Here is a 25,637-nt window from a genome sequence, read left to right on the forward strand (position 1 = left end):
GGCCAGCATCAGAATTAACGTGGCGGGCAGATGCGCAAAGATCACCGCCGCCACCGGCATGTTTTGCCGATACGAATAACCGAGATCGAACTGAAGAACGGCGCCAAGGTAGTGCAGCAGCTGCGCCCACGCCGACTGATCAAGGCCGTAGAGGTGACGAAGCCGCGCGATCATCGCCGGATCGGTAACCTGCTGTTCTGCCGTCATCACATCAAGCAGGCTGCCGGGCACCAGCTTCATCAGCGCAAAATTAAGAATAACCACGCCAAAGAGCAGCGGTATTCCCTGGACGAGGCGACGCAGAATGAGACGCAACATAACTACTCCGCCAGCCAGACGTCGTTAAGGGAGGTGCCCTGCACGTTCGCATCGGTGGTGAACTGACGAACGTTTTTGCGCGCCAGGGTAAATGACTGCATTTCTATCAGCGGCACAATAGGAACATCGGTACTGGCGAGATGCGCAAACTGGTGGATCAGCGTTTTTCGCTTTGTCTCGTCGGTTTCGATGGTGATCTCCCCGACCAGCTTATCCATTTCAGGGCTGCTGTAGCCGGTGGCGTTGCGAAACGCCGCGCCTTTGACAATGCCGTCGGTGGTAAAAAATTGCGTGACGGTGGGGACAGGCTCAATGGGCGCGGTGAAGTTAGAGAGGGCGATATCGTAGTCATAATCACTGTAGATCCGTTTCAGCGCCGTGGCGCGATCGACCGAGTCGAGTCGCACGGCAATGCCGATATCTTCCAGCGCCTGCTTAAGATACTGTCCCAGTCTGGCGTTCTCTTCGAACCAGGCCGCCGCAAGCAGGTTAACGGTGAAGCGCGTGCCGTTTTTCTCTGGTAAACCCGCCGCGTCAAGAAGCTGTTTTGCTTTTTCGGGATCGAACGGATACTGCGGGACATCGGCAGTGAAAAACAGGCTGTTGCTGCTGAATATCGGCGAGACGGCGGCTTTGCCACGACCAAAGTAAATAGTGTTGATAATAAACTGGCGATCGATGGCATGCAGAATCGCCTGACGCACCTCGCGGCGCTTCACGTTTTCGCGCCGCTGGTTGAATTCCGCCGTCACGGTCCAGGCGGAGTTCTCATACCCGCGCGTATCCAGCACGACATCACCGCTTTTCACCAGCCGATCAATTTCACGCGCCGGCACCGGGTTTGAATAGCCTACGGAAAGCTCGCCGGTTTCCAGCGCGGCGGTACGTGAGGCCGCATCGCCCCACCAACGAACGATTAATTTGTCCAGCCACGGTTGCCCGGCCCCCCAATAGTGCTCATTGCGCGCGTACTCAACATAGCTGCCCCGAACCCAGTTGCCATAGCGCCATGGGCCGGTGCCGATGGGGCGATTGTTCGCCGGGTTGGTGAGGATATCCCGCCCGGCGTAGAGATGTTTGGGCAGCACCAGCTGATATTGTCCGGCCAGCGTTGATTTCAGGAAGAAGGCCGGCACCGGCACGGAGAAGTAAAGCTTAACGGTATGCGGATCTACCGCTTCGGCTTTTTCCAGCGATTTAAGCGCGATCCCCGCCGAGAGCGCCTTCCAGTGTTCGATAGCGTTGAACACCACATCGTCGGCGGTAAAGTCCTGACCGTCGTGCCATTTCACCCCCTGACGCAGCGTGAGCGTCCAGGTTTTGAAATCGTCGGAAGGCGTTATTGATTCGGCCAGCGCAGGCTGAAAGACGAGGTTGTTATCCAGTTTCAGCAGCCGCTCAAGAATTTTGGTTGAGGTCTGAAAAGGGGCAGAACCGCCGCCGCCCGGCACGTAAAGCGCCTGTGGCTCAAGCCCGCCCCACGAGATAACCAGCGTACCGCCGCGCCTCGGCGTCTTGACTGCTAAGTCTGCCGCTACCGCATTACCGACCAGGGAGAAACCTTTGATTTTCCCCACGGTTGCGAGCACTGCGCCTGCGCCCGTCAGAGTGAGCAGGCGGCGACGTTGACGATCGATAATCATATTTTCCCCTCGTTAACAATGACCGATGTGGCATAGCTCGCCCGGCCAATCGCCAGCAGTTGCCCCTGCTGGTTAAAAACATCAACATCCGCCACGCCCACGCTGCGGCCGCTGCGTCTCACGCAGGCGACAACGCGCAGATCGGTATGAATGGCTGGACGGAGGTAATCAACGCGAAAGTTAATGGTGGGCAGTCCCTGGCCGAGCAGCATGCCCAGCGCAAAGTCGCCAACGGTATCAATGACCGATGCCAGCGGCCCACCGTGCCACTGTCCGCTGCCCGCCTTGCGTTCAAATTCGGCACGCATCGGCACATGGACGATCAGCGTTTCATGCTGATAGTCGATTTTTTCAATCTGAAGGTTAAGGAAATGAATAAAGGGTGAGTTTCTGAAGGCGGTCTCAAGTTCCGCGTGAGAGAGTTGTCGCGTCATCCCACCACCACCTTGCCGAACACGCGGCGCGCTTCAAGTGAGGCCAGCGCCTCCGCGCCCTGCTCAAGCGGCCACTGCCTGTCGATCACCACGCGCAATTTTTTGCTGGCAACCAGTGCCAGCAGGGTCGTCAGATCTTCACGTTCCCAGCCGTTTGAGCCGAGAATGCGCAGTTCATACGTCCAGATATAACGAATATCCTCCTGCGGCGCGAAGCCCGCCGTCGCCCCGCAGGTCAGCAATCTGCCGCCAACGCGCAGTACCCGCAAAGACTTCACCCAGCTATCGCCGCCGGTAAAATTCACCACCACGTCCACCCCGCCCGGTTCGTCCGCACTGCGTCGGCGCGACGGTTTGCCGTGGCGGGCAAAGATCGTTTTCATAAAGTCTTCTTCACGATAGAGGATGGTTTCATCCGCCCCGAGCTCACGCAGCCGCTGCGCTTTTTCTTCACTGCCCGCGCAGGCGATAACCCAGGCGCCCGCCAGTTTAGCCAGCTGTACGCAGCATACGCCGACGCCGCCGCTGGCGCCGAGGATCAGTACTTTCTCCCCGGCACGCACGTTGCCGATGGTTTGCATCATTCGCATCGCGGTGCCATAAGCGACCGGCAGCGCGGCCGCTTCGGCGAACGACACCGTATCCGGAAGCGCGATAAGCTGGTGGGCAGGTATCCGACAGCGCTCGGCAAGGCCGCCGTGCGTGGTTTCACCCAGCAGTCCGCCGTCCACGCGATTGATCGGATCGGCCAGCACGCGGTCGCCCGGACGCCACTGCGTCACCTCGCTGCCCACGGCAATAACTTCGCCGGCGACGTCGAGGCCAATAATTACCGGCAAGGGTAAATTAATGCCGGGCATGCCGCGGCGGGTAAATATATCGTGATAGTTAAGCGAGGAGGCCTTAACCTGAATAATAACATCCTGTGGGCCGGGTTGCGGATCGGGAAAGTTTTTCTCAAGGCGCAAAACGTCATTGGTGCCGTGCTCTCTCAACACAATAGCTTTCATTATTTCCCCGTCATTAAATTAAAAAGTTCTGGCGTCGCCACCGTTGCGACGGACAAAAAATATCAACACGCCATCCTGCGTCTGTCTTATTTATTTATCACTGTTCGCAGGTTAAACAATGGCGGGACGTCGTGCCGACGCGGCCATGTCAGCGCTTGAGGGCATTACCCCCGTTGTCTTTTAATATAATGACATCACTATTCCGCCATCACCGGAAAAGGTAAATAAAGAATAACGGCAAACCTAACGTGAAAAATGAATAAGTCATTTACGCCTTAATAAATGCAGTTTTGTTGTTTTGCCGCGTTATTGAACTCTGTAAAAATAAGCGAGAGTTTACTGAAGAGAGTTGATCTGAGGCGGAATGCTGTCCGATAAAATGCTCAATGCCGTTATTGCCATACTGCCTGTAAAATAAAAAAAGGCCGGTTTCCCGGCCTGTTTTATCAATTATTCACCGGGATCACCGCGCCTTTGTATTTGGTGCGGATCCAGTCCTGAATCTGTTTCGAATGCAGCACGCTCACCAGCGCTTTGATATCCGGCTTATTCTCATCGCCGCGATGCACGGTAATGATGTTTGCATACGGGTTGTTTTCACCGCTTTCCACCGCAATCGGATCGTGAACCGGATCAAGCCCGGCATCAATCGCGTAATTGGCGTTGATCACCACCGCATCTCCTTCGTCATTGTTATACATCTGCGGCAGCAGTGCGCCTTCAACGTTGGCCAGGAACTTAAGGTGTTTAGGGTTTTCGACGACGTCGCTGATGCGCGCGTCAACTTTACTGACGCCCGGTTTCAGTTTAATCACGCCCGCTTTTTCAAAGATTGAGAGGATGCGTCCCTCTTCCGCCACCGCATCACGCATGATCACGCGGCCATTCTGCGGCAGATCTTTCAGGGACTTATACTTTTTGGAGTAGATACCAATCGGCTCAATATGGATCGCGCCCGCGCTGACAAAATCGTAGCTCTTATCACCCGCGTGATCTTTCAGCACGCTGTTCAGATAGGGAATGTGCTGGAAGTAGTTCGCATCGATGTCGCGACTGGCCAGCGCGGTGTTCGGCAGGATGTAGTCCTGGAACGGTTTGACTTCCAGATCGATACCCTGTTTTGCCAGAATCGGCTTCGCCTGTTCAAGTATTTCGGCATGCGGCACGTTCGACGCGCCAACGGTCAGCGTATCTGCCCATGCGCTCAGGCTGAGCGTCGCCGCCGCCAGCAGTGTCAGTGTTCTTTTCATGTTGCATTCCCTCAGAAGTTAACGTTTATCGAGCCGTGTTGTAACAACATCACCTAAAAACTGAATGATAAAAACGATCACCAGGATCATCAGCGTTGCCACCAGCGTGACGTCACTGTGGTTACGCTGAAACCCTTCCAGGTAGGCCAGGTTCCCCAATCCGCCCGCGCCGATGACGCCCGCCATGGCGCTGTAGCTCACCAGCGCAATCAGCGTCACCGTAATGCCCGACACCAGTGCCGGCGAGGATTCCGGCAGCAGCACGCGGAAAATCAGCGTGCCGATACGCGCACCCATCGATCGCGACGCTTCAATCACCCCTTTATCCACCTCGCGCAGGCCAATCTCCACCAGCCGCGCATAGAAAGGCGCCGCGCCGACAATCAGCGCCGGTAGCGCTGCGTCTGCGCCGAGAATGGTACCGATCAGCGTTTTGGTGAACGGGATCAGCAGCACAATCAAAATGATAAAAGGGATGGAGCGAAAAACATTGACCACCACTGAGATGGTTGAATAGATCAGACGGTTCTGGAACATGCCGTTGCGCGCGGTCAAAAACAGCGCCAGCCCCAGCAGAATGCCCAATACAAAGGTGGCCAGGCCAGAGAGCGCCGTCATATAAAGCGTCTCAAGGGTGGCGTCCCACAGCTGTTCAGGCCGCAGGTGGGGAAATAATGTTTCAATCATGGGTCACCACCTCGGTCGCGATCGCGTAAGCATGAAGATCGGTGAGAATGGCATCAAGCTGCGCGCCGCGTGCGGCCACCTGGAGCCACAGCTCGCCAAAGGTGCCCTGTGCGGTCTGCGTCATAGTGCCGTGCAGAATGTTAAACGTCAGGCCATACTTGAGCGTCAGCTCACCCACCACCGGTCGCTGCGTGGTCTGGCCGACGAAGGTCAGTTTGAGTACCGCGCCGCTGGCCCGATCGACCAGATGCGGATTGAACGGCGCGTGGCCGGACTCCCCGGTCTGCCGCACGAACTGACGCGTTACCGCCTCGCGAGGATGCGTGAACACCGACAGTACCTCGCCCTCTTCCACAATGCGTCCGTTTTCCATCACCGCCACGCGATGGCAGATTTTCCGCACCACGTACATCTCATGAGTGATGAGCACGATGGTTAAATTAAGCTGACGATTAATGTCCAGCAGCAGATCAAGAATGGCGTCGGTGGTTTGCGGATCCAGCGCCGAGGTGGCTTCATCGCAGAGCAGGACTTCCGGGTTATTCGCCAGTGCCCGCGCGATGCCGACGCGCTGCTTCTGGCCGCCGCTGAGTTTTGAGGGATAAGCGTCTTCTTTACCGGTCAGCCCGACCAGCGCAATCAGCTCTTTTACCCGCGCCCGGATAGCCGCTTTTGGCGCGCCGGCAATTTGCAGCGAAAAAGCGATGTTTTCGCTGACGGTTCGTGACCATAGCAGGTTGAAGTGCTGAAAAACCATGCTGATTTTCAGCCTGGCGGTACGCAGCGCTTCGCCTTTTGCCTGCGCAATGTCCTGTCCGGAAATCATCACGCTGCCGCTGGTGGGTTTTTCCAGCCCGTTTAACAGCCTGATCAGCGTGCTTTTACCCGCGCCGCTGTAGCCGACGATGCCGTATATTTGTCCTTCATCAACCTGCAAACTGACATCGTCAACGGCGGCAATGGTGCCGGTGCGGGTGGCGAATGATTTCGATACATGACGTAGAACGATCATTTGTAGCCTGTTGAAATTATATGGAGATTCATTGAACTGATTATTTTTGCTGCATTATTAGCATTCTGCATTGCCGCGATAGTAGGGAGCGATGAAAGTCCTGAAAAAGACTTTAAAGAAATGAGATATAGCCAAAAGGAATTGAAGCCGTCACAAAATTGTTCCTGCCGTGACGGCGGCGGAAAAACGGTGCGAAAACAGGCGAAATGTGGTCATAAGGTCATCACAAATAATTCTGTTTTATTTTTGCACCCTGAAATTTATATCTGAATAACAAACCCAACACCTCCTGTTAACGCTATGCGCGGCGCCTTTGACGATATATGAAAAAACACTTGCCTGCCGCCGCGCGATCGGCGAAATTAACCGCCGTTTTTCCCATCTTATAATCATGCGGCGAATGCCCACCTTGTACGAAGACGACGCTTTTTTTGGTCGCATCAGGCTACGTAATACAGAGGTATCAGTGTCAACTGCAAACAAACATACCGAGGCGCCTAGCCTCAATGCTTTTAAACAACCTAAAGCGTTCTATCTGATTTTCTCGATCGAACTCTGGGAACGCTTCGGATTTTACGGACTGCAAGGCATTATGGCAGTCTACCTGGTGAAAATGCTGGGGATGTCCGAAGGTCAGTCCATTTCGCTTTTCACCTCCTTCAGTGCGCTGGTTTATGGCATGGTCGCCATTGGCGGCTGGCTCGGCGACAAAGTGCTGGGCACCAAGCGCGTTATCGTCCTGGGCACGCTGGTGCTGGCGGTTGGCTACGGGCTGGTCGCCTGGTCAGGGCATGACGTCACGCTGGTCTACGTCGGCATGGCCACCATTGCCGTGGGTAACGGTCTGTTCAAGGCCAATCCCTCTTCCCTGCTTTCCACCTGTTATGACAAGAACGATCCGCGCCTCGACGGCGCTTTCACCATGTATTACATGGCGATCAACATCGGCTCCTTCTTCTCCATGCTGGCCACGCCCTGGCTGGCGGCAAAATTCGGCTGGAGCGTGGCTTTCTCGCTGTCTTTTGTCGGCATGCTTATCACGCTGGTTAACTTTATGATCTGCCGCAGGTGGGTACACCAGTACGGCTCCAAACCCGACTTCGCCCCGCTGCGCATCGGCAAGCTGCTGGCTACGCTGGTGGGCATCGTGGTGCTGATTACGCTTTCCACCTGGCTGCTGCATAATCAGACCATCGCGCGTATGGTACTGGGGGTGATTGCGCTGGGCATCGTGCTGGTGTTCGCCAAAGAAGCCTTTACGCTTCACGGCGCCGCGCGACGTAAGATGATCGTCGCCTTCCTGTTGATGGTTGAAGCAATTGTATTCTTCGTGCTCTATATGCAGATGCCCACCTCACTGAACTTTTTTGCCATTCGTAACGTTGAGCACAGCATTTTCGGGCTGACTTTTGAGCCAGAACAGTTTCAGGCGCTGAACCCGTTCTGGATTATGATTTTCAGTCCGCTGCTGGCGGCGGCGTACAACAAAATGGGCGATCGCCTGCCCATGCCGCATAAATTTGCGGTGGGTATGATCCTCTGCGCTGTCGCGTTTCTGGTGCTGCCGGTGGGCGCGAAATTCGCGAATCAGCTGGGTATTGTGTCTGTGAGCTGGCTGATCCTCAGCTATGCGTTGCAGAGTGCGGGCGAACTGATGATCTCCGGGCTGGGTCTGGCAATGGTTGCGCAACTGGTGCCGCAGCGCCTGATGGGCTTTATCATGGGATCGTGGTTCCTGACTACCGCAGGCGCGGCGATGATTGCCGGAAAAGTGGCGAACCTGATGGCGGTGCCGGAAAACATTACCGATCCGCTTCAGTCGCTGCACGTTTACGGCGACGTCTTTCTGCAAATCGGTATCGTCACCGGCGTGATAGCGCTGCTGATGCTGTTGGCCGCGCCTAAGCTTAATCGGATGACGCAAGGTTAATCGAAAAAAGGCGACCGCAGGTCGCCTTTTCTTATGGTGCGGGGAAAACGAAAACTACAGTTGAACCGCGGTGAAATGCTGCTGCGGGTTGGCAATCAGATCCTGCGCCGCCACCAGCTGAAGCTCATATTCGCCCATCTCATGCGTCTTTAACATCACTTCATATACCGCCGCCGTGACGTGCTCCAGCGCATCGCGCAGCGTTTTACCGTGCAGCAAATCCACCAGCAGCAGACCGCTGGTCAGATCGCCCACGCCCACGGGCTGACGCACGCCAAAGTCCACCAGGGGACGGTCGATATGCCACGCCTCGTCTGCGGTCACCAGCAGCATTTCAAAGCGATCGCTGCGACGTCCTGCGCGCGCCAGATGTTTTACCAGCACCACGTTGGGCCCCTTCGCGATCAGCGCGCGCGCGGCGGAAATCGCCTGGTCGACATCGGCCACCGTCTCACCGCTGAGCATCTCCAGCTCAAGCAGATTTGGCGCGATAATGTCGCTGGCGGGCAGCGCGGCGCTGACGTGAAATTCCGCCACGCCCGGCGCCACAATGCAGCCTTTTTCAGGATGGCCCATCACCGGATCGCAGAAGTACCACGCGTCGGGATTGGCCGCCTTAACCTGACGCACGATTTCCAGGATCTGCTCGCCCTGCTCCGCCGACCCCAGATAACCGCTGAGCACCGCATCGCAGGTCCTGAGCCGGTCGATATCGGCAATGCCTTTCACAATGTCGGTCAGATGCGTTGCCGGCATCACCACGCCGGTCCAGTGGCCGTACTGCGTATGGTTGGAAAACTGCACGGTATTGAGCGGCCAAACGTTTGCGCCCATGCGCCGCATAGGAAATTCGGAGGCGCTGTTGCCGGCATGGCCGAAAACGGTGTGAGACTGAATCGAAAGTATATTTTTCATGGGTAAATCCGAACAACCTGCCCTGAAGAGAGGCCGGACGAACCGGCCCGAAAAAACGTCCGTTACTGCCAGACGATCAACGTGTAGTTTTTCTTGCCGCGACGCAGCAGCGTGAAGCGGTTAAACAAACGGTCGTCCTGCTCAAACGTATAGTCCGCATTAAGCTGCACCTCGCCGTTGATGCTGACCGCTTTAGAGTCAATCAGCTTGCGCGCCTGGCCGCGCGACGGCGCAAGCTCGCCATCGACCATCGCCTGTTGCAGATCCTGCCCCTGCGCCAGCTTAACAATCGGCATGCCGTCCTGCGCCAGCTGTTCGAAGTCCGCTTCGGTCATCTCGCTCAGGCTGCCTGCAAAGAGGCTGTTGGTGATGCGCTGCGCGGCCGCCAGCCCTGCTTCGCCGTGTACCAGACGGGTAACCTGTTCGGCCAGCACGTACTGGGCGCGCGGCGCACGGCCGCTGTTTTTATCGTCTTCTTCCAGCGCGGCAATCTCTTCCGTGCTCATAAAGGTGAAGAATTTGAGGAAGCGGTAAACGTCCGCATCGGCGGTGTTGATCCAGAACTGGTAGAACTTGTACGGGCTGGTTTTCTTCGCGTCGAGCCAGACCGCGCCACCTTCGGTTTTGCCAAATTTGGTGCCGTCCGCTTTGGTGATCAACGGCACGGTCAGACCAAAGACCTGGTTCTGATGCAGACGCCGCGTCAGATCGATGCCGGAGGTGATATTGCCCCACTGATCGGAACCGCCGATTTGCAGCGCCACGCCATAGCGTTCATTCAGGCAGGCAAAGTCGTAACCCTGAAGCAGATTGTAGGAGAACTCGGTAAAAGAAATGCCCTGATCGTCGCGGTTCAGACGCTGCTTCACCGCTTCTTTGTTGATCATCTGGTTCACGGAGAAGTGCTTACCGATATCGCGCAGGAAAGTCAGCACGTTCATGCTGCCAAACCAGTCGTAGTTGTTGGCGGCGACGGCGCTGTTTTCACCGCAGTCAAAATTCAGGAAAGGCGCCACCTGATGACGGATTTTATCAACCCATTCGTTGACCGTCTCTGCGGTGTTCAGCTTGCGTTCGGCTGCCTTGAAACTTGGATCGCCGATCAACCCCGTTGCGCCGCCCACCAGCGCCACCGGGCGGTGACCGGCATCCTGGAAACGTTTCAGGCAGAGCAGCGGCACCAGATGTCCCAGATGCAGGCTGTCGGCTGTCGGATCGAAACCGCAATAGAGTGCGATTGGCCCCTGCGCCAGTCGTACTGCTAACGCGTCTTCGTCCGTTACCTGGGCGACAAGCCCTCGCTCTTGCAATTGTTTAATCAGGTTACTGCTGGCCATCTGAGACTCCATGTTGATACATCGACCCGTTGCGTGTTCGGGAAAAATAAGGCGTACAGAATAAAGCGCCGGCTCGCTCTGTGCCAGCGCTTAAGGGGATTATTTCATGGTTTCACGGTGCAAGACGGTCGATTTTCCAGCCGTCCTCTTCGCGCTGATAAAAAAAGCGGTCATGCAGGCGATGTTCGCCGCCCTGCCAGAATTCCATGGAGTCGATGGTGATGCGAAAACCACCCCAGAAACTGGGCAGTGGGATCTCGCCCTGCTGAAACTTTTGCTTCAGCTCAAGAAACTTACTTTCAAGCACGCCGCGCGCGGAGATGCGGCTCGACTGCTTTGATACCCATGCGCCGATCTGGCTGTCGCGCGGGCGGCTGTGAAAGTATTTCATCACCTCCAGCATCGACAATTTTTCGGCCCGTCCCACCACCATGACCTGACGCTCCAGCATGTGCCACGGAAAAAGCAGGCTGATGCGCGGGTTGTGCTCCAGATGGTGTGCCTTGCGGCTGCCGAGATTGGTATAAAATACCATGCCGCGTGCATCGACATGCTTCAGCAGCACGATACGCTGCCAGGGCTGGCCGGAGGCATCCACCGTTGCCACGCTCATTGCGGTGGCATCGGGAAGCTGTGCTTCTACCGCCTGGTTCAGCCATTTTTCAAATAACGCCAGGGGATCGGCAGGCAGATCGCCGCGCCGCAGACCACCGCGAATGTATTGGCGGCGCATGTGCGCAATCAGTTGTAAATTATCGCTCTCGTTCATCGCAATGCCTTCTGCTCAGAAAATCAGCCGTGGTTCAGGCGGCAATCGTTGATGATGACTTTGTCGTTGCGTTCGATAAACGCCTCGTCCCCTTTTGACCAGAAAACATAGTTTCCGTCACTGTAGCGCGTACCTGACGCGGCAATCTGCTGCTTAAGCGTCAGCGGCGTGCCGTCGAGGATCATACTGACCTCCTGACGCACATTGTCCTGCACCACGGTCAGCGGCAGCGTGCCGCAGGTATAATGCAGCGTTTGCGGCGTCTGTTGCTCGTGCTGGAAGTAGCTACAGCCCGACAGTAAAATCAGGGCGAGGCCCGGAAGCAGCAATTTCATAAATTCTCCATGTTGTGTCAACGTTGCCCGTCACCTGCGCAGCGGACAAAACGGTATTTAGCGCGAACGGTTGGCGGGGAAAATTGCGCCAATGACCGATGCTTCGCGCGCGCCGGTCACCGAGGGCAAATTGCCGGGCAGGCCTGAAAGCGTACGCCAGGCAAGCCACGCGAAGGCCAGCGCTTCCATATCATCGCCGCTGATGCCCGCTTCGTCGGTGGTCATGACCTGGGTGCCCGATAAATGCGCTGCCAGTCGCGTCATCAGCAGCGGATTACGGCTGCCGCCGCCGCATACCAGCAGTCGCTCGCAGCCGCCGTTTAAACTCACCTGCTCCGCAATGGTGGATGCGGTCAGTTCGGCCAGCGTCGCCTGCACATCCTGCGGCGCAAGGCCGGGAAAATGGGCCAGCTGTCGCGCGATCCATGCCAGATTAAAATACTCTCTGCCGGTGGATTTGGGGGCCGGAAGCGCAAACCAGGGATCGGCCTGCATCTGCTGAAGCAGCGGCCAGACCACGGTGCCGCCGCTTCCCCATGCGCCGTCTTTATCGTAGCCGACACCCTGATGACGCCAGATCCAGGCGTCCATCAGCATATTGCCGGGGCCGGTATCATAGCCACCCGCGACTTTTCCCGGTATCAGCAACGACAGGTTAGCGATGCCGCCAATGTTCAGCACCATTCTCCGCTCGCCAGGATGCATCAGAACCGCCTGATGAAAAGCGGGAACCAGCGGCGCGCCCTGTCCGCCAAGCGCCATATCACGGCGGCGAAAATCACCGACGACGGTAATGCCGGTGAGGGCGACGATCTGATTGTTATCGCCGATTTGCAGCGTATTCGGCGCTTCGCCCTGAGGCTCATGCCACACCGTCTGTCCGTGGCAGCCGATGGCCGTGATGTCCTCTTTACCTAATCCCTGCTGGTGCAACAGGATCTGTACCGCTTCAGCGAACAGCCGACCCAGTCGGCAGTCGAGCTGCCCCATTTGCGACAGCGTCAGCGACTGCCCCTGGCAGATCGCCAGGACGTCTTCCCTCAGCGCCGGAGGAAAAGGATGGCAGTAGCTGGCCTGCTGCGCCACCATCCGTTCATCAATGGCGGCCAGCACCACATCGACGCCGTCCAGGCTGGTGCCTGACATAACGCCTATATAACGTCCCGATTTCATTATTTGCCTTCAGGGTAACGGTATTCAAAGCATCCGCCCTACAGATTCGCAAAATTAGCGCGTCAATTCTATGATTAACTGTGCATTTTTAAACTGGCTGTGACCTTTCGCAGCGCGGCGCGATTTTACGATTTGATTTATTTCTGGTTTAATCCGCCTGCGTTACGCTCTGAGACGGTTTTTTTATTTAAAACGTTACCAGGGCGCAGCCCGTGCCATATAATGAAGTTACTGCTGTATTTTTTCACAGCGCGCACATAAGAATGGAGTTTTAACGATGATAAAACGTTTATTAATCGTGGCACTTACCGGAGTGACATTAGCAGGATGCACCAATTCAGATACGCTTTCCGGGGATGTTTATAGCGCATCTGAAGCAAAACAGGTGCAAAGCGTTTCCTACGGGACGCTGGTTCATGTCCGGCCAATTCAGATTCAGGGCGGTGATGACAGCAATGTTATTGGCGCGATTGGCGGTGCCGTTCTGGGTGGATTCCTGGGTAATACCATCGGCGGCGGCGCAGGCCGGAGTCTGGCGACTGCGGCGGGAGCCGTGGCAGGCGGCGTTGCCGGCCAGGGCGTGCAGGGTGCCGTTAATAAAACAAATGGCGTAGAGCTGGAAGTTCGCAAGGACGACGGCAACACCATTCTGGTGGTGCAAAAGCAGGCCGCCAGCCGTTTCTCCGTTGGACAGCGCGTGATGCTGGCTTCAAACGGCAGCCAGGTTACCGTTTCGCCTCGTTAAGTCATAAAAAAACCGGCTACCGCCGGTTTTTTTTCAATCATTTCGCTGCTGAAGTTCAAGTATATTTTTTTCTAAGTGCGCTATCAGTATTACCATTTTATCCACGTCCTGCTGGGAAATACCCGCAAGAATGTCGTCCCGCGTCGCATCAATAACGTGCTCAACCTCGCTGATAATCGGCGCGGCTTCCGGCGTAAGCTTGATGCGTTTGGCGCGGCGGTCGCTGACGCACGTGGTGCGGGTAATTAACCCTTTTTCTTCCAGCTGATCCAGGGTGCGAACCAGCGACGGCTGCTCAATGCCAATGGCTTTGGCAAGCTGTATTTGCGACTGCTCAGGCGGCAGTTGATGAATATTGTGCAGTGTAACCCAATGCGTTTGTGTGAGTTCAAGCGGCTTTAGACGCTGATCAATGAGGGCGCGCCAAATGCGTACCAATCTTGCAAGGTCTGTTCCCAATGGTGTGTCCAATTCAATCTCCTTATAATTAGCTTGCTATGTATTATGCCTCATCAAAGGTCATTCTGCGAGTTTACCAGACAAAATACAAATTCGTCTTATGTTCGCCTCGCATTATTGTCACGCCGATGCTCAATCATTTATATGTTAAGCATCGGCAAGCCGACAGCTTAAATTACGCCACAGGCAAAGCGGTCGCCGCCACCGCCTAAAGGCGCAGGATGATCCGCATGGTTATCGCCGCCCACGTGTACCATCAGCGCATGGCCTTTCACCTCTGACAGTTTTTTCAGGCGCGGCGCCAGGACCGGATAGGTCGCTTTACCATCGGGAGTCACGTAAAGCGCCGGCAGATCGCCCAAATGCCCCTGCTGCCATGGGCCAAGGTGCTTACCTGTTTTTTGCGGATCCAGATGTCCGCCTGCCGCGCCTGCCGGCACCGTCTTGCCGTCTTTCGATTGCGGATCGCAGCTACCGTTCGCATGAACGTGAAAACCGTGAATACCCGCAGGCAAGGATTTCAGATCGGGCGTGAAGGTCAGACCATATTCTGTTTCATCAATGGTGACCGAGCCAATACTCTCGCCCGCGCCCTGCGTCGTAGCCAGTTTGATTTCTACTTTTTCACTGGCGGCATACGCTGTGCTACAGCCTGCTATGAGCGCCGCGATTAACGTCAATCTTTTCATAAGTTCACCTGTCTCTGTTACCGGAGCTTTAAGCCTGGTTTCTGCGCAAAAAAATGCCCGTTAAACCCGTCATGCTGACGATTCTTTACGACATGATGCGAAGGCGCGCGGAAAATGCAGGCGCATTAAAACAGCGAAGGCTGCTCAGGCAGATCGGGCGCCTCGGTTTTTCCGCTGCGCCGCAGACGCAGGAAGCGCTGATGACAGAGCCTGAGTACCTCACGCTTTTGCGCGTCACTGAACTGCATCCAGTGAAAACGCTCATCGCGACTGCGTAAACAGCCACGGCAGTAGCCCCGGTCATCTGACTGGCAAATTCCCCGGCAGGGACTGGGAACGGGAAAAAACTCTAACTGTTCAGCCACTGACGCTCCTGACTTAGCACTTTCTTTAATTGAAGATCGAATCAGCCGTCACCGCAAGTTTCCACGGTATTTCAGTGAGAGCGCTTTCTCATGATGAGCACTTCGTGCCGTCCGGCCAGCCGCTATTTGTAACAGACCGACCGGTCTGTTACGGTGACGCTCATGAAAACAACACGATTTAATACCCGTGAACATCTTCTCACCATCGGCCAGACGCTCTGTACACGGCACGGCTTCAATGGCATGGGACTGATTGAGCTGCTAAAGGTGGCAGAGGTGCCGAAGGGATCGTTTTATCACTATTTCCCCTCCAAAGAGGCGTTCGGCGTCGCGATGCTTGAACGCTATTTCGCACACTATCATCAGTGCCTGCTCAATGCCCTTAATGCCGACAATGGCGATCGGCGCAGTTGCCTTGTTGCCTATTACCGACAGTCACTTGACGCCTGGCGTTATGAGAACAACGTTGCCGGTTGCCTCTCCGTGAAGCTCTCTGCGGAGGTGTGCGATCTCTCTGAGCCCATGCGCATGGCGCTTGATACCGGTTCAAAAGCGCTGGTTGCCACTCTTGCCGATGCCCTTGCGCAGGGGGAGCAGGAAGGAAGCCTGATGCTGAAAACGCCAGCGACAGCGCTGGCACAGACCATTTATACCCTGTGGCTTGGGGCCAGTTTGCAAAGCAAAATTGCCAGAGAATCGACCGCGCTGGAGAACGCGCTGGCGCATATCGAATGCCTTCTTTCAGGATCACATTAAAAAACCGTTAACCGGTCTATCAGGAGTACCTATGCCATTGAATAAGCTGTTTACGCCATTAAAAACAGGCGCAATTACCGTACCGAACCGCATTTTTATGGCGCCGCTGACGCGTCTGCGCAGCATTGAGCCAGGCGACATCCCCACGCCGCTGATGGGCGAATACTATCGTCAGCGCGCCAGCGCCGGTTTGATCATTACCGAAGCCACGCAAATTTCTGCGCAGGCAAAAGGCTACGCGGGCGCGCCTGGCCTGCACTCAGCCGAACAAATCGCCGCGTGGAAAGCGATCAACGCAGGTATTCATCAGGATGGCGGCCACAGCGCCGTACAGCTGTGGCATACCGGCCGGATTTCGCATAACAGCGTGCAGCCCGATGGTAAGGCGCCGGTGTCATCTTCTGCAATCAACGCCGAAACGCGCACCTCGCTGCGTGATGAAAATGGCCAGGCGATTCGTGAAGCAACCTCCACGCCGCGTGCGCTGACGCTGGATGAGATCCCCGGCGTGGTTAATGACTTCCGTCAGGCGGTAATCAACGCCCGTGAGGCCGACTTCGATTTGGTGGAGCTGCACTCTGCGCACGGTTACCTCATTCATCAGTTTCTCTCTCCGGCCTCTAACCAGCGCGACGACATTTACGGCGGCAGCGTTGAAAACCGTACCCGCTTCGCGCTGGAAGTGGTCGATGCCGCCATCGATGGCTGGAGCGCCGACCGTATTGGTATCCGTATCTCGCCGCTCGGCCCGTTCAACGGGCTGGACAACGGCGAAGATCAGGAGCAGGCCGCTCTTTATTACATCGCTGAACTGGCGAAGCGTAATCTGGCTTATCTGCACCTCTCTGAACCCGACTGGGCGGGCGGCAAGCCTTACAGCGATGCCTTCCGCAAAGCGATACGTCAGGCGTACCCTGGCGTGATTGTCGGGGCAGGCGCCTATACCGCCGAAAAAGCAGAAACGCTGATTGAACAGGGCCTGATTGATGCCGCCGCGTTTGGCCGCGTCTATATCGCTAACCCGGATCTTGTCGAACGCCTGCGTATAAACGCGCCGCTGAATGAACCCAAACCCGAGTCTTTTTACGGCGGCGGTACCGAAGGCTATACCGATTATCCCACCCTCGCCGATTAACTCTGCGCCCGCTTCTTTACGGAAGCGGCGCGGTAATTTCGCTATACTTGTTTTTTTACCGTTATCGGATGATGACGCTTATAAAGAGGATGTTATGCGCTTACTTCACACCATGCTGCGCGTTGGCGATCTGCAACGCTCCATCGATTTTTATACTAATGTGCTCGGTATGCGCGTTCTTCGCACCAGCGAAAACAGCGAGTACAAGTATACGCTGGCGTTTGTGGGCTATACCGACGAGAGCGAAGGCGCTGTCATTGAGCTGACCTGGAACTGGGGCGTGGACAGTTACAACCTCGGCGACGCCTACGGGCACATCGCGCTGGGCGTGGACGATGTCGCCGCCACCTGCGACAGCATTCGTCAGGCGGGCGGTAATGTCACCCGCGAAGCCGGCCCGGTGAAAGGCGGCACAACGATTATCGCCTTTGTTGAAGATCCCGATGGTTACAAAATCGAGCTGATTGAAAACAAACACGCGGGTCACGGCCTCGGCGCCTGACGCAACGGGTGCCGTCCGGCACCCGTTTCCCCTGCTGCATCCCTCGCTGAAATTTGCCATAATGCGCGCTGCTTTTTTCCCCCAGTGAGATCCTGATGTCTGAAACAAACGAAATGAATGTTCTTAGCGGCCGTTTTCGCGGTTTTTACCCGGTAGTGATTGATGTGGAGACGGCAGGGTTTGACGCCAGAAGCAACGCCCTGCTGGAGATCGCTGCGGTAACGCTGAAAATGAATCAGGATGGCTGGATGGAAAAAGATGCCACGCTGCACTTTCACGTCGAGCCGTTTGTCGGCTCCGTTCTGCAACCAGAAGCGCTGGCGTTTAACGGCATCGATCCAACCAATCCGCTGCGCGGCGCGGTGAGCGAATATCATGCGCTGCATGAAATCTTCAAGCTGGTGCGCAAAGGGATTAAGGACCAGGGCTGCAATCGCGCAATCATGGTGGCGCACAACGCCACCTTCGATCTCAGTTTCGTCAACGCGGCGGCCGAGCGCGCCAGCCTGAAGCGCAACCCTTTTCATCCTTTTGTGACTTTTGATACCGCCGCGCTGAGCGGACTGGTGCTGGGGCAAACCGTGCTGGCCAAAGCCTGCGCGGCGGCACGCATTCCTTTTGACAGCAGCCAGGCGCACTCGGCGCTGTACGATACCGAGCAGACGGCCGAGCTGTTCTGTGAACTGGTTAACCGCTGGAAGCGCCTGGGCGGCTGGCCGCTGCCGGCAATGGAAAACGAGGCATAAAAAAAGGCGGGATATCCCGCCTTATATATTTGTCGTTCGAAACAACTTACTGCGCCGCGTCTGAAGGATACTTCTGCGCGGTTTCTTTGATCAGCTGTTGCAGTTCGCCGCGCTGATACATTTCGATAATGATATCGCAGCCGCCGACCAGCTCGCCATCCACCCACAGCTGCGGGAACGTTGGCCAGTTAGCGTATTTAGGCAGTTCAGCGCGTACTTCAGGATTTTGCAGAATATCGACATAGGCAAAGCGTTCACCGCAGGCGGAAAGCGCCTGGACGGCCTGGGCCGAGAAACCGCAGCTTGGCAGCTTCGGGGAGCCTTTCATATACAGCAGAATCGGGTTTTCTGCGATTTGGCGCTCAATTTTTTCAACAGTGCTCATAAATGCCTTCCTCAAACGGATATGTCGTGTCTTTTTATTGTAGCGGCTCTGCCGTCGTGATGAAAACGACATTTTCAGCAGGGTTATTTCTCCTGACGCGTTACCTTGCTCGTAGGGTCATTGTTTCCACGGCAGGTTAAATAAAACACATGCTTTTTTGCCAACGCTTTCTTGCGCTGAGTCATTGAAACAAAAAAGACCTTACCTTTTGGCAAAAAGTTAGATTAGAATTGCCTGGCCCGTCTGCTCAACAGGCAGATAAATCTTATTGCCCTGCTTTTGCCGCTGGCGAAAGCACGAACTGTTAATGGTAACGATGCGTCTATTTATCACGATAATCATGCTGGCTTTTGTTCAGCTTTTCGTCACTGTGGCGCACGCATCGCCCGGCACGCCTGTTAATGCAAAACACCAAAAGGCGAATGCCAAAAACGAACGCGATGACGATCGCCGCAAGCGCAAAACGGTGAAGAGTACAACAACGAAAAAAGTAAAAGACGTCGCCCGCAAACCCCGCACTGCCTCTTCTGCAAAAGCCAAACTTAACAAAAAGCTGGCAGCCTCGCACAAGGTCACCAAATCCCAAATCCTCGCGGCAGCAAAAAACAATGCTTCAAAAAAACGCTACGGTCGCCAGGGGATTAAAACGCTGAAAGAGCGTGAAGCGCTTACCGATAACGCAACCTCCTCACCGCTCAAACTCAGCAAAGCGCACCGCGCGCGCTATCAGAAAGCACGTGAAACAGCGATGAACAAGCTGATGGGCCAGTTGGGTAAACCTTACCAGTGGGGCGGCACCTCACCTGAGACCGGCTTCGACTGTAGCGGACTGGTCTGGTATGCCTACAAAGACCTGGTAAAGTTTAAGATCCCGCGTACCGCCAACGAGATGTACCATTTGCGCGACGCGGCGCAGATTGACCGCGGTGAGCTGGAAAAAGGCGACCTGGTCTTTTTCCGCATAAACGGGCGCGGCACGGCCGATCATGTGGGCGTGTACCTTGGCGGCGGTAAATTTATTCAGTCTCCGCGTACCGGAAAAGATATTCAGATAAGCGCGCTGTCGGATGATTACTGGCAGGGTCATTATGTTGGCGCGCGCCGTGTGATGACGCCCAAAACCATTCGCTGAGTGTAAAAAGAATAAAAAAGGCCGATCTTAATCGGCCTTTTTTTTAGTGCATCACGGCGGTAAAGCTGAATGCGATAATCATCAACAGCGCAGCGCAGGTCGTCAACAGCGAGAACTTCAGATCGGTATCCATTTACACCCTCTTAATAACCCTGATAGTTGTACCGGTATCAATTTTCCCATATCTGGCGGTAAAAATCTCGTTTTCTTTGGCAGAGCTTGTTAGAATCCGGGCCTCGTTGCGCAACCCGTAATAAAATGCTGTGCTGTTGCGCAAACACCAACGCTTATTCCTTCCTGACGTCACCGACATGCACGCAGCACAGTCTCAGAGGCGGCGGGGAAATTTCGCTTTACGCAATCGTTTAACAAATGACTTATCAATAAGTTGCGATAAGTGCAGGAGTCATTATTTCATGGCAACCATTAAAGATGTGGCCAGGCGTGCCGGGGTGTCCACCACTACCGTTTCACACGTTATCAATAAAACCCGCTTCGTCGCTGAAGATACGCGAGACGCGGTATGGGCCGCCATCAAAGAACTTCACTATTCACCCAGTGCGGTTGCCCGCAGTCTTAAAGTCAATCACACCCGTACCATCGGGCTGCTGGCCACCTCAAGCGAAGCGCCCTATTTCGCCGAGATTATCGAAGCCATCGAAAACAGCTGCTTTGCCAAAGGCTACACGCTGATTTTAGGTAACGCCCACAACGATCTGCAAAAGCAGGAAGCGTATCTGTCGATGATGGCGCAAAAGCGCGTCGACGGGCTGCTGGTGATGTGTTCTGAATACCCCGATGCGCTGATCGAACTGCTTGAAAGCAGCCGCAACATTCCGATGGTAGTGATGGATTGGGGCGAATCGCGCGGCGATTTTACCGATACGGTGCTTGATAACGCTTTTGAAGGCGGCTACCTGGTGGGGCGCTATCTGATTGAACGCGGCCATCGTGATATCGGCGTGATCCCCGGCCAGATGGAGCGCAATACCGGCGGCGGTCGCCATGCGGGATTTCTGAAGGCGCTTTCCGAAGCGGGCATCACGCTACGCAACGAGTGGCTGGTGCAGGGCGACTTTGAGCCGGAATCTGGCTACCGCGCCATGCAGCAGATCCTGTCGCAGAAGCAGCGCCCTACCGCCGTATTTTGCGGTGGCGACGTCATGGCGATGGGCGCAATCTGCGCGGCCGATGAAATGGGGCTGCGCGTGCCGCAGGACATATCGGTGATCGGGTATGATAATGTGCGCAATGCCCGCTACTTCACCCCGGCGCTGACCACGGTTCACCAGCCTAAACAACAGTTGGGCGAAACCGCATTCGAGATGCTGCTTGACAGGATCACCAGCAAGCGCGAAGACCCACAAACCATTGAGGTGCATCCCACCCTGATTGAGCGCCGCTCGGTCGCTGACGGGCCGTTCCTTGACTATCGACGCTAATGTTTTTCGCTGAGCCATTCATGGTTCAGCGTATCGGTATCGCCCAGATAATCCAGCAGCCAGCGCATTGCCGGCGAGGCGTCCGCCGCCCGCGACCAGCTTACGCAGCAGGGGCTGTCAGGGAATGGCGCGCCAAGCGTCAACTCACGTAGCGCGCCACTTTGCAGCAGCGGGCGTGCAAAATGCCCCGGCACCATGCCGACGCACAGCCCCGCCAGCAGGCAATCAGCAGCGCTTTCCCAGTCCGGCACCACCAGCCGACGCTGATTATCCAGTGTCCAGGTGGTGCGCTTCGGCAGAGAACGCGACGTATCCTCCAGCACCAGCGAAGGCCACTCCCGCACCGTCTCGTCATCAATGTCTCCTGCGCGCTGCGCCAGCGGATGACGGGCTTGTACCACACAGCGCCAGTTCAGCGCGCCCATGTCACGGAAGGCGTAACGTCCTCCGACCGGAATCGCCTGCGTCGCGCCGATGGCAATATCCACCCTGCCGTCCGCCAGCGCGTCCCAGACACCGTTGAAGACCTCGGCGGTCAGATGCAGTTCGATATCAGGAAAATGCCGGTAAAAATCCACCACCATTTGTCGCGTTCGCTGCGGCCGCACGATGCGGTCAACGGCGATATTGATCTGGCCTCGCCAGCCGTTCGCCACCTGCTGACACTGACGACGCGTTGCGAGCATTTTTTTGATAACAGTGCGACCTTCCAGAATGAAAACCTTTCCCGCCTCGGTAAGCACCACGTCGCGATGGCGGCGCTCAAACAGCGGCACAGCCAGCCACTCTTCAAGCTGACGAACAGTATAGCTGACCGCAGAAGGCACACGATGTAGCTCCGCTGCCGCCGCGCTGAAGCTGCCGTTTCTGGCGACAGCATCAATGACTTCAAGTGAATATTCTGACCACATAATCTGCCTGCAAATTTTTTGAACGCAATATGCAAATATTAGCGTTTCACAGCGCGCGTGGCACGTGTTTACACTTTGCGCCATTTCATTCATCTGCCATAAAGAGCATAAAATGCCTTCACCCGGATTTACCCTTTACCTCGCGCTTTTAAGCGTGGTGGGCTTTCTCGCCACTGATATGTACCTGCCCGCCTTTGCTGACATGCAGCAGGATCTGCACACACAACCCGGCGTGATCGGCGCCAGCCTGAGCCTGTTTCTGGCAGGCTTTGCCAGCGCCCAACTTATCTGGGGGCCGCTTTCAGACCGCATCGGGCGACGTCCGGTATTACTGATGGGGCTGGGAATTTTTGCGCTGAGCTGCACGATGATGTGGTGGGCGAATTCCGCATGGGCGCTGTTGGGGCTGCGTTTTCTTCAGGCCGTGGGCATCTGCGCAGCCGCCGTGACCTGGCAGGCGCTGGTTATTGACCGTTATTCTGCCACCCAGGCAAACAAGGTGTTTGCCACCATTATGCCGCTGGTGGCGCTTTCGCCCGCGCTGGCACCGCTGGCTGGCGCATGGGTTCTGAATCACTTTACCTGGCGCGGCATTTTTATTGTGCTGATGGCGATCGCTGTGGTGCTGCTAATCTGCACGCTGTTCCTTTCGCCGGTACGCCGTGCGTCGGCGGGTAACGGCGAGCCAACGCGCTTTTTTACCTTACTGAGGTCACCGGTTTATGTGGGTAACGTGCTGATCTACGCCGCCTGCTCCGCCAGTTTTTTCGCCTGGCTTACCGGGTCGCCTTTTATTCTGTCCGCACTGGGAATGACGCCGGGCGACATCGGGTTGAGCTATTTCCCGCAGACGCTGGCATTTCTGATGGGCGGTTACGGCTGCCGCATGATATTGAAAAAAGTACAAGGTCGCGCGCTGCTTCCCTGGCTGCTGGCGCTCTACAGTCTGAGCATTGTGGCCTTCTTTTTCATTTCACAGCAGGCCGCGCCGTCAATTTTCGCTCTGCTGACGCCTTTCTGTGGCATGGCCGCCGCCAACGGCGCCATCTATCCCATCGTGGTATCGGCCGCATTAACGCCTTTTCCGCAGGCAAGCGGCAAGGCGGCGGCATTGCAAAATACGCTCCAGCTCGGTCTGTGCTGCGTAGCCAGTCTGCTGGTTTCACGTTTCATCACTACACCGCTTTCCGGTACCGCCGTGGTGATGCTAGCTACCGTGGTGCTGGTCATAATGGGCTACGTATTGCAGGCGCGTAAAAAGCAAGAAATGGCGTTGAGCACGGCCAGCCATCGGCAATAACTTTTATTGCTTAGCGAGCTAACAATGAACATTTGAATATTGTACAAGGTGAGCATATACTTTTTTCCGGCCATAATAATAATATGTTTTACGGCCTGACTTCGATTTTATACGCCGGTTTCCCGGCGTACTGCTTTTATTCTTAATCCTCTGTAACGCCGAACAACAGGCACGGCCGCGCCGTGCTCTTTCTCACACTCCTGTAGAAATTGACTATTCTTTTTCTCAGGTTTCAATCACAGATGTGATGGAGAAGCTATGAGTTCATCGTTTATAGAAGAAGTGAGCTTTGAAGAAAATCACTGGTATCGCATCACCCGCGAAATGCTGGATAAGGCCGGTATAAAAATTAACGGCGGCCAGCCGTGGGATATTCAGATAAAAAATCCGGATTTTTTCAAGCGCGTGATGCAGGAAGGTTCGCTGGGGCTGGGTGAAAGTTATATGGACGGCTGGTGGGAGTGCGAGCGGCTGGATATGTTTTTTCATCGCGCCCTGCTGGCGAAACTTGACCAGCAACTCCCTCATCATCTGAAAGATACGCTGCGCGTGGCCGCCGCGCGCCTGACCAATTTGCAATCCCGCAAGCGCGCCTGGCTGGTGGGCAAAGAGCACTACGATCTCGGCAACGACCTCTTCTCCCTGATGCTCGATCCCTTTATGCAATACTCCTGCGGCTGGTGGAAAACAGCCGACACGCTGGCGTCGGCGCAGGAAGCGAAGCTGAAGCTGATTTGTGACAAACTGCAATTAGCGCCCGGCATGACGCTCCTGGATATCGGCTGCGGCTGGGGCGGGCTGGCGCAGTTTGCCGCGCAGCGCTATGGCGTCCGCGTGACCGGCGTGACCATTTCGGCGGAACAGCAGAAGCTGGCTATCGAACGCTGCGCGGATCTGGATGTCACTATCCTGCTTGAAGACTACCGCGATTTGAATGAGCAGTTCGATCGCATTGTGTCAGTGGGAATGTTCGAGCACGTTGGCCCGAAAAACTATGCCACCTATTTCAACGTGGTGGAACGAAACCTCAAACCTGACGGACTCTTTCTGCTGCACTGCATCGGCGCGAATAAAACCAGCGACCATGTCGATCCGTGGATAGATAAATATATCTTCCCGAACGGCTGCCTGCCCTCCGTGCGCCATATTGCCGAGGCGCACGAGCCCTATTTCGTGATGGAAGACTGGCACAACTTCGGGGCAGACTACGACCGCACCCTGATGGCCTGGAATGAACGTTTTCTGACCGCCTGGCCGCAGCTCGCGGAAAAATACGGCGAACGCTTCAAACGCATGTTCACCTACTACCTCAACGCCTGTGCGGGTGCCTTTCGGGCGCGCGATCTCCAGCTCTGGCAGGTGGTGTTCAGTCACGGCGTGGCCGACGGGATGCGCGTTCCTCACTGACATCAACGTTAAAAAGGGCCGCTATGGCCCTTTTTATTTACTGCTCTGCAAGCGTTGCTGCATCCTTCAGTTGCTGCTCGCGGCGAGCCAGCACGCGCTCCACGGTCTCCACTATCGCCTGGGTGTGCGGATCGATCTCAATATTGACCTTATCCCTTAACCGCTTATTGCCCAGCGTGGTGCGCGCCAGGGTTTCGGGGATCAGGTGCACGCAAAATTTGCTCTTTGTCACTTCACCCACCGTCAGGCTGATGCCATCGATGCCAATGAATCCTTTATGCAGAATGTATTTCATCTGCAATGCGTCCTGCGGCCTGAACCAGATCTCGCGGTTATTTTCAGAAATAAGAACTTTAGCGATCTCTGCCGTGGTCATAATATGACCCGACATCAGATGCCCGCCTATTTCATCACTGAATTTTGCCGCGCGTTCAACGTTGATAAAGTCGCCCGGCTTCAGATCGCCAAGGTTAGTGATGCGCAACGTTTCTTTCACCAGATCGAAGCTGACGCGATCGCCTTCCACCCGCGTTACCGTCAGGCAGCAGCCGTTGTGAGAAACGGACGCGCCCAGTTCAAGTCCGGGCAGCATATCGGTCGGCAGCCTGATAACATGCGTGCGAAAATTCGGTTTCTCTTCAATCGACAACACCTCGGCGGTGCCCTGCACAATACCGGTAAACATAATCAGCCCTCTTTATTCATTTTCTGCGCGTAGTTTGCCCTTTATTACGCCCGAATCCAAATTCTGACCCACAGCACAATAAAATACATGACTTTCTGTTCGTTGATTGGCTATTTACGGCTGGCGCATTACACTATGCCGCCTGCCCTGCCTTCCGTTAAGAAA

28 protein-coding genes and 1 pseudogene are annotated in these 25,637 nt (G+C 55.6%); 10 read left to right on the forward strand and 19 right to left on the reverse strand.

What is annotated here, in order from left to right; all coding sequences use genetic code 11:
• From GS12_RS13085 to GS12_RS13115, 7 genes and pseudogenes are all read right to left on the reverse strand, one after another.
• Positions 1–318: pseudogene (locus tag GS12_RS13085) on the reverse strand (ABC transporter permease); the annotation flags it as partial.
• 2 nt (positions 319–320) lie between these two features.
• Positions 321–1,961, reverse strand: a complete 1,641-nt coding sequence (locus GS12_RS13090) for an ABC transporter substrate-binding protein (protein ID WP_034947758.1) — start codon at positions 1,959–1,961, stop codon at positions 321–323.
• Entirely contained in the window at positions 1,958–2,395 is a 438-nt protein-coding gene (locus GS12_RS13095; RefSeq protein ID WP_034947762.1) for a PaaI family thioesterase, read from the reverse strand. The genes GS12_RS13090 and GS12_RS13095 overlap by 4 nt, the downstream gene beginning before the upstream one ends.
• Entirely contained in the window at positions 2,392–3,405 is a 1,014-nt protein-coding gene (locus GS12_RS13100) for a quinone oxidoreductase family protein (RefSeq protein WP_034914592.1), read from the reverse strand. The genes GS12_RS13095 and GS12_RS13100 overlap by 4 nt, the downstream gene beginning before the upstream one ends.
• Before the next feature lie 446 nt (positions 3,406–3,851).
• Positions 3,852–4,655, reverse strand: a complete 804-nt coding sequence (locus GS12_RS13105) for a MetQ/NlpA family ABC transporter substrate-binding protein (protein WP_034947765.1) — start codon at positions 4,653–4,655, stop codon at positions 3,852–3,854.
• Between the two features lie 18 nt (positions 4,656–4,673).
• Positions 4,674–5,342, reverse strand: a complete 669-nt coding sequence (locus GS12_RS13110; protein ID WP_034947768.1) for a methionine ABC transporter permease — start codon at positions 5,340–5,342, stop codon at positions 4,674–4,676.
• A complete protein-coding gene (locus GS12_RS13115; RefSeq protein WP_034947770.1) occupies positions 5,335–6,354 on the reverse strand; it encodes a methionine ABC transporter ATP-binding protein in 1,020 nt (339 codons plus the stop codon). The genes GS12_RS13110 and GS12_RS13115 overlap by 8 nt, the downstream gene beginning before the upstream one ends.
• Before the next feature lie 466 nt (positions 6,355–6,820).
• Between GS12_RS13115 and dtpA the strand changes: the two genes are divergently transcribed.
• Positions 6,821–8,284 carry a dipeptide/tripeptide permease DtpA gene (dtpA, locus tag GS12_RS13120; RefSeq protein WP_034947862.1) on the forward strand — a complete coding sequence of 488 codons (1,464 nt, stop codon included), beginning with the start codon at positions 6,821–6,823 and terminating at the stop codon, positions 8,282–8,284.
• A gap of 54 nt (positions 8,285–8,338) precedes the next feature.
• On the opposite strand, the gene pdxY is transcribed toward dtpA, so the two are convergent.
• The 5 genes from pdxY to anmK form a co-directional block, all read right to left on the reverse strand.
• The gene (gene pdxY, locus GS12_RS13125) at positions 8,339–9,199 is read right to left on the reverse strand and encodes a pyridoxal kinase PdxY (protein ID WP_034947775.1); all 861 of its coding nucleotides are present in this window, start codon (positions 9,197–9,199) and stop codon (positions 8,339–8,341) included.
• Between the two features lie 62 nt (positions 9,200–9,261).
• Positions 9,262–10,536, reverse strand: coding sequence for a tyrosine--tRNA ligase (tyrS, locus tag GS12_RS13130; RefSeq protein ID WP_034947778.1), 1,275 nt, complete (start codon positions 10,534–10,536; stop codon positions 9,262–9,264).
• Between the two features lie 112 nt (positions 10,537–10,648).
• Positions 10,649–11,305 (reverse strand): pyridoxamine 5'-phosphate oxidase, encoded by a 657-nt coding sequence (gene pdxH / locus GS12_RS13135; RefSeq protein ID WP_034947781.1) that lies wholly within the window; start codon positions 11,303–11,305, stop codon positions 10,649–10,651.
• 23 nt (positions 11,306–11,328) lie between these two features.
• Positions 11,329–11,631, reverse strand: a complete 303-nt coding sequence (locus GS12_RS13140; protein WP_034947865.1) for an MliC family protein — start codon at positions 11,629–11,631, stop codon at positions 11,329–11,331.
• A 66-nt stretch (positions 11,632–11,697) separates the two neighbouring features.
• Positions 11,698–12,813 (reverse strand): anhydro-N-acetylmuramic acid kinase, encoded by a 1,116-nt coding sequence (gene anmK / locus GS12_RS13145; RefSeq protein ID WP_034947783.1) that lies wholly within the window; start codon positions 12,811–12,813, stop codon positions 11,698–11,700.
• A gap of 277 nt (positions 12,814–13,090) precedes the next feature.
• Between anmK and slyB the strand changes: the two genes are divergently transcribed.
• Positions 13,091–13,558 (forward strand): outer membrane lipoprotein SlyB, encoded by a 468-nt coding sequence (gene slyB, locus GS12_RS13150; RefSeq protein ID WP_034914565.1) that lies wholly within the window; start codon positions 13,091–13,093, stop codon positions 13,556–13,558.
• Between the two features lie 33 nt (positions 13,559–13,591).
• Here the strand turns inward: slyB and slyA are convergent, their stop codons facing one another.
• The 3 genes from slyA to GS12_RS23360 all read right to left on the reverse strand — a co-directional run bounded on the left by slyA (position 13,592) and on the right by GS12_RS23360 (position 15,071).
• Positions 13,592–14,029 carry a transcriptional regulator SlyA gene (gene slyA, locus GS12_RS13155; protein ID WP_034947785.1) on the reverse strand — a complete coding sequence of 146 codons (438 nt, stop codon included), beginning with the start codon at positions 14,027–14,029 and terminating at the stop codon, positions 13,592–13,594.
• A gap of 158 nt (positions 14,030–14,187) precedes the next feature.
• Positions 14,188–14,706, reverse strand: coding sequence for a superoxide dismutase family protein (gene sodC / locus GS12_RS13160; protein WP_034947788.1), 519 nt, complete (start codon positions 14,704–14,706; stop codon positions 14,188–14,190).
• A 125-nt stretch (positions 14,707–14,831) separates the two neighbouring features.
• Entirely contained in the window at positions 14,832–15,071 is a 240-nt protein-coding gene (locus GS12_RS23360; protein WP_072016890.1) for a DUF1289 domain-containing protein, read from the reverse strand.
• Positions 15,072–15,233: 162 nt separating this feature from the next.
• On the opposite strand from GS12_RS23360, the gene GS12_RS13170 reads away from it, so the two are divergent.
• The 4 genes from GS12_RS13170 to rnt all read left to right on the forward strand — a co-directional run bounded on the left by GS12_RS13170 (position 15,234) and on the right by rnt (position 18,210).
• Positions 15,234–15,827: a TetR/AcrR family transcriptional regulator gene (locus GS12_RS13170; RefSeq protein ID WP_034947794.1), complete on the forward strand. Its 594-nt coding sequence runs from the start codon at positions 15,234–15,236 to the stop codon at positions 15,825–15,827.
• A gap of 31 nt (positions 15,828–15,858) precedes the next feature.
• Positions 15,859–16,962 carry an alkene reductase gene (nemA, locus tag GS12_RS13175; RefSeq protein ID WP_034947796.1) on the forward strand — a complete coding sequence of 368 codons (1,104 nt, stop codon included), beginning with the start codon at positions 15,859–15,861 and terminating at the stop codon, positions 16,960–16,962.
• Positions 16,963–17,056: 94 nt separating this feature from the next.
• Positions 17,057–17,464: a lactoylglutathione lyase gene (gene gloA / locus GS12_RS13180; protein WP_034914551.1), complete on the forward strand. Its 408-nt coding sequence runs from the start codon at positions 17,057–17,059 to the stop codon at positions 17,462–17,464.
• A 95-nt stretch (positions 17,465–17,559) separates the two neighbouring features.
• Entirely contained in the window at positions 17,560–18,210 is a 651-nt protein-coding gene (gene rnt / locus GS12_RS13185; protein ID WP_034914548.1) for a ribonuclease T, read from the forward strand.
• Positions 18,211–18,256: 46 nt separating this feature from the next.
• Here the strand turns inward: rnt and GS12_RS13190 are convergent, their stop codons facing one another.
• Positions 18,257–18,595: a Grx4 family monothiol glutaredoxin gene (locus GS12_RS13190; RefSeq protein ID WP_034914546.1), complete on the reverse strand. Its 339-nt coding sequence runs from the start codon at positions 18,593–18,595 to the stop codon at positions 18,257–18,259.
• 316 nt (positions 18,596–18,911) lie between these two features.
• On the opposite strand from GS12_RS13190, the gene GS12_RS13195 reads away from it, so the two are divergent.
• Positions 18,912–19,727 carry a C40 family peptidase gene (locus GS12_RS13195; RefSeq protein ID WP_034914545.1) on the forward strand — a complete coding sequence of 272 codons (816 nt, stop codon included), beginning with the start codon at positions 18,912–18,914 and terminating at the stop codon, positions 19,725–19,727.
• 43 nt (positions 19,728–19,770) lie between these two features.
• Here GS12_RS13195 and cydH read toward each other — a convergent pair whose 3' ends face one another.
• Positions 19,771–19,860, reverse strand: a complete 90-nt coding sequence (cydH, locus tag GS12_RS24335) for a cytochrome bd-I oxidase subunit CydH (protein ID WP_152601410.1) — start codon at positions 19,858–19,860, stop codon at positions 19,771–19,773.
• Positions 19,861–20,143: 283 nt separating this feature from the next.
• On the opposite strand from cydH, the gene purR reads away from it, so the two are divergent.
• Complete coding sequence (gene purR / locus GS12_RS13200) at positions 20,144–21,169, forward strand: HTH-type transcriptional repressor PurR (protein ID WP_034947800.1); 1,026 nt, start codon at positions 20,144–20,146, stop codon at positions 21,167–21,169.
• On the opposite strand, the gene punR is transcribed toward purR, so the two are convergent.
• A complete protein-coding gene (gene punR / locus GS12_RS13205) occupies positions 21,166–22,080 on the reverse strand; it encodes a DNA-binding transcriptional activator PunR (protein ID WP_034947803.1) in 915 nt (304 codons plus the stop codon). The two genes, purR and punR, sit on opposite strands and share 4 nt — an antisense overlap.
• 112 nt (positions 22,081–22,192) lie before the next feature.
• On the opposite strand from punR, the gene punC reads away from it, so the two are divergent.
• Both punC and cfa read left to right on the forward strand, forming a co-directional pair.
• Positions 22,193–23,380 carry a purine nucleoside transporter PunC gene (gene punC, locus GS12_RS13210; RefSeq protein WP_034947805.1) on the forward strand — a complete coding sequence of 396 codons (1,188 nt, stop codon included), beginning with the start codon at positions 22,193–22,195 and terminating at the stop codon, positions 23,378–23,380.
• A 258-nt stretch (positions 23,381–23,638) separates the two neighbouring features.
• Positions 23,639–24,787, forward strand: coding sequence for a cyclopropane fatty acyl phospholipid synthase (gene cfa / locus GS12_RS13215; RefSeq protein ID WP_034947808.1), 1,149 nt, complete (start codon positions 23,639–23,641; stop codon positions 24,785–24,787).
• A 37-nt stretch (positions 24,788–24,824) separates the two neighbouring features.
• On the opposite strand, the gene GS12_RS13220 is transcribed toward cfa, so the two are convergent.
• Entirely contained in the window at positions 24,825–25,472 is a 648-nt protein-coding gene (locus tag GS12_RS13220; protein WP_034947811.1) for a riboflavin synthase, read from the reverse strand.
• Between the last annotated feature and the right edge of the window lie 165 nt (positions 25,473–25,637).

The organism is Erwinia oleae, assembly GCF_000770305.1.
GTDB classification, from domain to species: Bacteria; Pseudomonadota; Gammaproteobacteria; order Enterobacterales; family Enterobacteriaceae; genus Erwinia; species Erwinia oleae.